The organism is Actinosynnema sp. (genome assembly GCF_052038725.1).
The window spans coordinates 1-4,719 of sequence record NZ_JBQGCX010000133.1; the positions used below are offsets into that span (position 1 = coordinate 1).

Sequence of the window (4,719 nt, forward strand, 5' to 3'; positions counted from 1 at the left end):
AGCACGACCGCGAGCCCCCGGTTCGTCTTCCAGGTGCTGTACACGCCGCCCAGCAGGAACCCGGCCACCGCGATGGTCCCGTAGACCACGTACTCCTTCTGCACCTACAGCACGCCCTTCGTGGACGGGACGACGCCCGCCACGCGCGGGTCCGGCTCGACCGCCGCGCGCAGCGCCCGGCCGATCGCCTTGTACTGCGCCTCCGCGATGTGGTGCGGGTCGCGGCCGTACTCCACGCGCACGTGCAGCGCGATGCCCGCGTGGAACGCCAGCGAGTCGAACACGTGCCGGTTCAGCACGAACGGGTAGTTCCCACCGATGGTGAACGCGTTGAACTCGGCCGGTTCCCCGGTGTGCACGCAGTACGGGCGCCCGGACACGTCGACCGCCGCGTGCGCGAGGGTCTCGTCCATGGGGATCCAGCAGTCGCCGAAGCGGCGGATGCCCTTCTTGTCGCCCAGCGCCTGCCGCAGCGCCTGGCCGAGCACGATCGCGGTGTCCTCGACGGTGTGGTGCGCGTCGATGTCCGTGTCGCCGGTGGCCCTGACCACCAGGTCCAGCGATCCGTGCGTGCCGAGGGCGTTGAGCATGTGGTTGTAGAACGGCACGCCCGTGTCGATCTCCACCTGCCCGGAGCCGTCGAGGTCGACCTCGACCAGCACCGAGGACTCCCTGGTGGCGCGCTCCACCCTGCCGACCCGGCTCACCGGCTGACCTCCTTGCTCGCTGACAGGAAACCGTTGTTCTCGTCCGGCGTGCCGATGGTCACCCGGAGCCTGCCGGGGATGCCGACGTCGCGGATGAGCACGCCCCGGTCCAGGTACTCCTGCCAGGTGGCGCGCGCGTCGGCGAACTCGCCGAACAGGACGAAGTTGGCGTTGCTGGGCGTCACGTCGAAGCCCAGGCCGGACAGCTCGGACACCACCCGGTCGCGCTCGGCGGCCAGCCGCGCGACCGAGCCGAGGGTGGCGTCGGCGTGCCGGAGGGCGGCGCGCGCGGCGGCCTGGGTGAGCGCGGACAGGTGGTAGGGCAGGCGCACGAGCAGCAGCGCGTCGATCACGGCGGGGGCGGCGGCCAGGTAGCCGAGCCGCCCGCCGGCGAACGCGAACGCCTTGCTCATGGTGCGGCTGACGAGGAGCTTGTGCGGGAACTCCGCCAGCAGCGCGACGGCGCTGGGGCGGTCGGAGAACTCGGCGTAGGCCTCGTCCACCAGGACCACGCCGGGCGCGGCCTCCAGGAGCCCGCGCAGGTCCCCGGTGGGCATGGACTGCCCGGTGGGGTTGTTGGGGCTGGTCACGAACACCACGTCCGGGCGGCGCTCGGCCACGACCTCGGCGGCCCGGTCGGTGTCGAGGGAGAAGTCGGCGCGCCGGGGCGCGGGGAACCACTCCGTCCTGGTGCCCGCCGCGATGATCGGGTGCATCGAGTAGGACGGCTCGAAGCCGAGCGCGGTGCGGCCGGGTCCGCCGAACGCCTGGAGCACCTGCTGCAGGATCTCGTTGGACCCGTTGGCGGCCCACAGGTTCCGCTCGGTCAGCGGCACGCCGGTCGCGCCCGCCAGGTACGCGGCCAGGTCGGCGCGCAGCGCGAGCGCGTCCCGGTCCGGGTAGCGGTGCAGCTCGGCGGCGGCCCGCCGCACCTCGGCGGCGACCTCGTCGACCAGCTCGGGGGTCGGCGGGTACGGGTTCTCGTTGGTGTTGAGCCGGATCGGCACGTCCAGCTGCGGCGCGCCGTACGGCGACCTGCCGCGCAGGTCCTCGCGCAGCGGCAGGTCGGCGAGGCCGACCCGCTCGCCGGGCACGGCGGCGCTCTCCCGCTCCAGGTCGGAGCTGTCCAGCGCGGGGCTCATCGGGCGAACCTCGCCGTCACGGCCTGGCCGTGCGCGGGCAGGTCCTCGGCCTCGGCGAGCGCCACGACCTTGGCCGCGACCTCGCGCAGGGCGTCCTCGCTGTAGTCCACGACGTGGATGCCGCGCAGGAACGTCTGCACGGACAGCCCCGACGAGTGCCGGGCGCAGCCGCCGGTGGGCAGCACGTGGTTGGAGCCCGCGCAGTAGTCGCCCAGCGACACCGGCGAGTGCGGTCCGACGAACACCGCACCGGCGGCGCGCACTCGCGCGGCCACGGCGGCGGCGTCGGCGGTCTGGATCTCCAGGTGCTCGGCGGCGTAGGCGTCCACGACGCGCAGGCCGTCGTCCACGGTGGACACCAGCACGACGCCGGACTGCTCGCCGGTGAGCGCGGTGCGCACCCGCTCGTGGTGCGTGGTCTCCGGCACCAGCCGGGCCAGCGCGGCGTCGACGGCGTCGGCGAGCGGCTCGGAGGTGGTGACCAGGACGGCGGCGGCCAGCGGGTCGTGCTCGGCCTGGCTGATCAGGTCGGCGGCCACGTGCACCGGGTCGGCGGTCTCGTCGGCGAGGACCGCGATCTCGGTGGGACCGGCCTCGGCGTCGATGCCGATCAGGCCGCGCAGCAGGCGCTTCGCGGCGGTGAGGTAGATGTTGCCGGGCCCGGTGACCAGGTCGACGGCCTCCAGCTCCTCCCCGGTGGTGTCGACGCCGCCGTGCGCGAGCAGCGCGACGGCGAGCGCGCCGCCGACCGCCCACACCTCGGTGACGCCGAGCAGCGCGGCGGCGGCCAGCACGGTGGGGTGCGGCAGCCCGCCGAAGTCGGCCTGCGGCGGCGAGCACACCACGAGCGACTCGACGCCCGCGGTCTGGGCGGGGACGACGTTCATGACCACGCTGGACGGGTACACGGCGAGGCCGCCGGGCGCGTACAGGCCGACCCGGCGGACCGGGACCCAGCGCTCGGTGACCGTGCCGCCGGGCACGACCTTCGTGGTGGTGTCGGTGCGGCGCTGGTCGGCGTGGACGGCGCGGGCGCGGGCGATGGACTCCTCCAGCGCGGCCCGGACCTCGGGGTCCAGCCCGGCGAGCGCGGCGTCCAGCTCGGCCTGCGGCACGCGCACCCGCTCGGGGCGGACGCCGTCGAAGCGCTCGGTGTGCTCCAGCACGGCCTCGACGCCCCGGTCCCGCACGTCCTGCACCAGCGGCCGGACCTGATGCAGCACCGCGTCCACGTCGACCTCGGCGCGCGGCAGCGCGGCGCGCAGTTCGGCGGCGGACGGGACCCGGCCTCGCAGGTCGACGCGGTTGAGCATGTCACCAGGGTAGGGCGTCCACCATCCGGGCGAGTGGCAGGCCCGTGGTGCGTCAATTGTCAGCTCTCACACCATGCGGTGAAGCCGTCCAATGGACCTTTCCGAAGGGTGACGGGAGCGCCACGCTGCGTGGTGCGCGTGACAACGAGGTCGGGCGCACTCCGTCGCACAACCCTGCCTGATGATGGAGGAAGCAGATGTCCTTCAAGCGACGCGGTCTCACGGCCGTGGCGCTCGGAGCCTGCCTGGTCCTGGTGCCCCTGCACACCGGGTCCGCGCAGCCGAGCGCGCAGCAGAGCCCCCAGCGGGAGCTGTTCGAGATCACCGCGACCGACGCGCACCAGCGCACCCGGATCGCGAGCACCGGCGTGGACGTGCTGGGCGTGGACGGCGACCGCATGACGGTCATCGCCGAGCGCCACCAGCGCGGCACGCTCACCGCGACCGGCCTGCCGGTCAAGTCGCTGGGCGACGCGGAGGCCGACCTGGCCGCGCTGGGCCGGGTCGACTTCGCCGACCCGAAGCCCGACGAGGTCGGGACCAGGGACTTCCCGTCCGGCTACACCGGGTACCACAACTACTCGGAGGTGGTCGCCGAGCTGAACCAGACCGTCGCCGACCACCCGAACCTGGTCTCGCTGCGCAGCATCGGCAAGACCTACGAGGGCCGCGACCAGTGGATGCTCAAGATCAGCGACAACCCGGCGGTCGACGAGGCCGAGCCGGAGGTGCTGTTCACCTGCAACCAGCACGCCCGTGAGCACCTGACGGTGGAGATGTGCCTGCGCATCATCCAGCGCTACACGGACGGGTACGCCACGAACTCCACGATCAAGTCCCTGGTCGACTCGCGGGAGATCTGGATCGTGCCGAGCGTCAACCCGGACGGCGCGGAGTACGACGTCGCGGCGGGCACGCTGCGGGCGTGGCGCAAGAACCGCCAGCCGAACTCGACGTCCACCGGCACCGACACCAACCGGAACTGGGGCTACAAGTGGGGCTGCTGCGGCGGCTCCAGCGGTTCCGGGTCGTCGGAGACCTACCGGGGCACGGCGGCGTTCTCCGCGCCGGAGACCCGCAACATCCGGGACTTCGTGGGCAGCCGCGTGGTCGGCGGGGTGCAGCAGATCAAGGCCAACATCGACTGGCACACCTACTCGGAGCTGATCCTGTGGCCGTACGGCTACACGACGGCGGACACCGACACCGGGTTGAACGCCACGCAGGCCAGGGTGTTCTCGACGCTGGGCAGGCAGATGGCCGCGCTCAACGGCTACACCCCGCAGCAGGCCAGCGACCTGTACATCACGGACGGCGCGGTCGACGACTGGATGTGGGGCACGCACAAGATCTGGAGCTACACGTTCGAGATGTACCCGTCCTCGGGCGGCGGGACGAGCGGGTTCTACCCGCGCGACACGGTCATCGCGGCGCAGACCTCGCGCAACGACTCGGCCGTCGAGCTGTTCCTGAGCTACGCGGACTGCCCGCCCCGGATCATCAGCAGCACCTGCTGACCCGGTAGCGGCACGACGCGGCCCGGTCGTGCCCGCTCAG

General features: G+C 72.9%; 4 protein-coding genes. 1 reads left to right on the forward strand and 3 read right to left on the reverse strand.

Annotation, left to right across the window (positions count from 1 at the left end; all coding sequences use genetic code 11):
• Window positions 1–104: 104 nt before the first annotated feature.
• Genes hisB through hisD form a run of 3 tightly spaced genes read right to left on the reverse strand, consistent with a single transcriptional unit; the run spans window position 105 to window position 3,162 of the window.
• Entirely contained in the window at window positions 105–707 is a 603-nt protein-coding gene (gene hisB, locus ACTUAL_RS02580; protein WP_096496424.1) for an imidazoleglycerol-phosphate dehydratase HisB, read from the reverse strand.
• The gene (locus ACTUAL_RS02585) at window positions 704–1,849 is read right to left on the reverse strand and encodes a histidinol-phosphate transaminase (protein WP_440899136.1); all 1,146 of its coding nucleotides are present in this window, start codon (window positions 1,847–1,849) and stop codon (window positions 704–706) included. Before ACTUAL_RS02585 ends, hisB begins: the two co-directional genes overlap by 4 nt.
• Window positions 1,846–3,162, reverse strand: coding sequence for a histidinol dehydrogenase (gene hisD / locus ACTUAL_RS02590; protein WP_440899137.1), 1,317 nt, complete (start codon window positions 3,160–3,162; stop codon window positions 1,846–1,848). Before hisD ends, ACTUAL_RS02585 begins: the two co-directional genes overlap by 4 nt.
• 197 nt (window positions 3,163–3,359) lie before the next feature.
• Between hisD and ACTUAL_RS02595 the strand changes: the two genes are divergently transcribed.
• A complete protein-coding gene (locus tag ACTUAL_RS02595; RefSeq protein ID WP_096496427.1) occupies window positions 3,360–4,679 on the forward strand; it encodes a M14 family metallopeptidase in 1,320 nt (439 codons plus the stop codon).
• The last annotated feature ends 40 nt before the right edge of the window (window positions 4,680–4,719 follow it).